The sequence below is a fragment of the Vibrio sp. 10N.286.55.E10 genome, assembly GCF_002872555.1.
Lineage (GTDB): Bacteria > Pseudomonadota > Gammaproteobacteria > Enterobacterales > Vibrionaceae > Vibrio > Vibrio crassostreae.
The window spans coordinates 1-3,716 of record NZ_MCSD01000037.1 but is presented as its reverse complement, the minus strand read 5'-3'; the positions used below and the strand labels follow the sequence as shown (position 1 = coordinate 3,716).

Annotated in this window: 3 protein-coding genes and 1 pseudogene; 2 read left to right on the top strand and 2 right to left on the bottom strand. The window is 41.2% G+C overall.

Annotated features, from left to right (window positions below; all coding sequences use genetic code 11):
* Window positions 1-505: 505 nt before the first annotated feature.
* Window positions 506-1,030, bottom strand: a complete 525-nt coding sequence (locus tag BCV39_RS18475; protein ID WP_102431737.1) for a DUF3087 family protein — start codon at window positions 1,028-1,030, stop codon at window positions 506-508.
* A 256-nt stretch (window positions 1,031-1,286) separates the two neighbouring features.
* Here BCV39_RS18475 and trmY point away from each other — a divergent pair, with 256 nt between their 5' ends.
* Window positions 1,287-1,886, top strand: coding sequence for a tRNA (pseudouridine(54)-N(1))-methyltransferase TrmY (trmY, locus tag BCV39_RS18470; RefSeq protein WP_102393465.1), 600 nt, complete (start codon window positions 1,287-1,289; stop codon window positions 1,884-1,886).
* 113 nt (window positions 1,887-1,999) lie between these two features.
* On the opposite strand, the gene BCV39_RS18465 is transcribed toward trmY, so the two are convergent.
* Window positions 2,000-2,302 (bottom strand): hypothetical protein, encoded by a 303-nt coding sequence (locus BCV39_RS18465; RefSeq protein ID WP_076656387.1) that lies wholly within the window; start codon window positions 2,300-2,302, stop codon window positions 2,000-2,002.
* A gap of 381 nt (window positions 2,303-2,683) precedes the next feature.
* On the opposite strand from BCV39_RS18465, the pseudogene BCV39_RS23505 reads away from it, so the two are divergent.
* A pseudogene (locus BCV39_RS23505) lies at window positions 2,684-3,650 on the top strand (hypothetical protein).
* Window positions 3,651-3,716: the final 66 nt, after the last annotated feature.

Below are 3,716 nucleotides of genomic sequence, written 5' to 3'. Positions count from 1 at the left end.
AACATGTAATTCTAAAGCTATTACCATTCCAACAGAATGATAATGAATTGACTGTGCCGAATAACTACAAGTAGTTAAACGTATTGGTCACTCAGTTCATTGAAATCAATTTTGATTCCGAAGAATCTGTTTTATCTAACGATAAAACGTTTTGATATTCATCAACGAGTGCCCACACAGATTGATAGGTTTAAATTGTTAAAGAGCTTTGCTTGTCGAAACTTTCTTTTTACAAAGAAACCCTTGAAAGCGGACGTGAATTCTAGCGATTTAATCTTAAGTGTCAAACACTTTTTAAAATTAATTTCTTTCGAACTTTTCGTCTTACTGATTACCGCTGAAGCCTTATGGCATCTGCCGTGTCAGTGAGGCGGCATTATAGAGATCATCGAAAACATGGCAACCCCTTTTTTGATAAAAATTCAAAAAAACTTGCTTAAGTGGCTACTTTTACGTCAAAAGGCTCTTTCATAGCTCAAAGCTCATACAATAATGGGTGTATTACTTAAAACTTTGCGATTAGATCTTTCGAAAAAGCCTCTATATCTAGCTCAATGCTCCATTTCTCACTCAGTTCTAGGATGTTATCTAGCGATTGCTGAACTGTTTTTATCGTCAATGTGTTGTTGTCTAGGTCGTATACCTGTTTTTGCGTGGTGTAATAGAAATAAAGGATGGTCAGCGCGTCTCGGTCGCCTTGCTCAGCTTTGGGGTGAATACGCTTGAGCTTACGATAGATTTGATTATGGATTTGTTTAAGGTTCCATATATAAAGCGCTTCTTTGAAGTAATCATGCCCTTTTACACGACTCGCGATAAATGCATTCAATGCGACTGATAAGATCACACCTAATACGTTCAAGTGGAAATTACCTGTCGATTCGCCTGCGATTGATTGCCCTGAACCGAATAGCTCGATCAGTATGGTTCCGAATACAATGGCGAACACTGCGAGTGACCCAACCAACGAAACCAACAGCAGGTTCATCTTCTTTCTATATTCTTCTTTATTAATCTTCTGTAACTTCATCGACTACTTCCTTATGTAAGTCACCTAATAATTTGCGCATACTATCTACGTAAACATTGGGTCGCTTCAACCCTTACCATCTTGTAATGTGGTCATTCTCTATTTAATACGCAGAGTTCTTCTGGTTGGCGCTATACGCAACTCTATTTGACTTCATTAATAGAAAAGAGTTACATACCGCCACAATTTTGGTTATTCATCAATTCATGTTGATAAAGCCCGTTTCGCTTTATCACATACTGACAAGGTACATTCCATGCGTTCATTTGTATTACGCGCTCGCGCAGCCCCTACAGAGAGCAAACTTATCTTAGAAGGTGTTGGGCAAGATGCTCATACTGAGATTCTGGCTCATACTCTGATGAACACGATCTTCGTTGCTCAATCTCACCGTGAGAATGTCACCGTACACCTTGTATTAGAAAGTACTAAAGACTTTTCACGTACGATTACATTCGATTCAAACGAGATCACCAATATTGGTGGCTTCCATGAGTCTGCATTGTTGTCAGCGGTAGTAAGAGCGGTTGACGCTTCTCAAGGTATGACAAAAGAACAGACGCGTCAGGTTGAATCGGGTATCACTGTTCGTACTATGAGTTTTGAAAAGCTAGTTAAAGAGCTAGCTGAAGACCACCAGCTCTACATGATGGATAAGAAAGGCGACTTTATCCGTGATGCAGAGATTGCTGAAAACCCATGTTTCCTTCTGACTGACCACATCCCTATGCCGAAGAAAAGCTACAACAGCTTAAAACGTCTAGGAACAGAGAAAATCAGTTTGGGTCCAAATATGCTGTTCGCTTCTCAGTGCGTCGTGTTGATCAACAATGAGCTAGATATTCGCGGTTTCTAACTCGAAAACACAATTACAGTTAACAAACCACAGTGAACAAAGCCCGGTTATTCACCGGGCTTTTGATTTTGGTGTGCCGATAATCAATTGTAGTTTATCGCCAGCTTGTTCCGTCACATGAGATCTCGCATTAACGTCTCATATTGTTCAGACACCAACACCACCAGATGATTAAGCTCTTTTGCATCTTCCTCTGCCAATAAAAGTTGCCAATCTGTCTGTTGACCACTTTCATCTCGTCCAAGCACTTTAGTCTTCCCTTTTTCAGCTTCAAAAGACAAGTGATTAAAGTCGGTATCATGATGTTCATGAGACTCTAAAATCTCAAACTCTAAGTTTCCGGTTGGCTTTACTTGAATGTGGGCATGAAAATGTTGCTGATTCTGTAACTCATATTCCCTATGTATTGCGAACATACTCCCTCCTATAAACCTCAATCTAAGCTCGTAAGCGATCTGTTATAAATTACCCGAAATTCATAGGTTGCCCCTGAACAACAAGTATCTATACAAAGTGTAGGTTTCAGATTTCGGTACTAGAGCAAAATCAGCCTGCTGTTTGATACTAGACAAAATAGCGTTGAGTATTGTGACACTTCGATTGATCTTTCTTGACGGGTATAACCGAGCTCAAGAGTCCAATAGAACTGACCAAACAACTCATTTATAAAACTTGCGCTTGGTTCCATTTCTAATGCCTTTGGTCTGACCTTTGCGAATAAATAGACATTTCTCTACAACCTTTTGATTCGACAGTTATACTTCCGATAAATCCGGTGAATTAATTTAAGGGAATGTATGTCAATTTTTACCGTATTCTTCTGTGGAACAGGGTCTAACTCAGAAGACAACAATCATAAAAACTACGTGTCAGGCGAGTCGTATTCTACGTTAGCGAAGAATACGACTGGCAGAGGCATGATTGACTACATTCAAGTGGATGGAGTTGGCAGTGGGAATCAAAACGAATGGTTGAAGCAAGGCAAAGATGACACTTACTCCGGAGTTAAAGGAACGTTGCTAGGCAAAGGTATCGACAGCAACATGCGCTATGTGCTGAATATCTTGCGCGGGAGCCAACAAGATAAAAATGACTACATGAAGCGAGCCAAAGGACTGCTTAGTGAATCTCGCCCTGCAAAATCGGCTTGGCCTTTTGCAACCAACCAAAAATATCAAGATTGGTTAAAAGATTCACAGGAATTAGCGGCTGACCTGAAACACGGTATGGCAGCGCGCCAACAGAACATTGCGATCGAGCGTCAAAGCGAGAATGCCACGCTTGTCCCCTTCCACTAAATATTACACAACCTACATGCCAGGCCGACACGGTACTTTGGTGGGTAATGCGAATACCTCAGGAGGAAGTAAAGGCGCGGGGTTACTTACTGGCCCAGGACTAATGACAAGAGATTTCATGGAAAAGGTATTAACGGGTTGGGGCACGCAGCTTAAAGCGAGCACGACATTGAACTTCTCTCGACAACGCATTATCGAACTGTACGAGCAAATGCGCAGTCATGAAGAGTATTTCAATAAAATGCACGGTATGACTTATACGGCAAAGAACCGACTGCTGTGGACAAGCAAAGATCGAATCGGTCAGCAAAGAGAGCGCCGCTACGGTATCCCGATGTATCGTTTTCAGTTTCCCGTCATAACCAACAACTACGGCGATACGATTAATCGTCACCACTGTGATGTGTTAGCCACTAATGCTTTTGCTGCACACGGTACTTCTGCCGCGCTACCAAACCCAGTCTGATATTCCTATTTGATAAGCAGTTAAACAAAAAAGAACTCAACTAAGTGAGTAATGCCGATCAGTTAA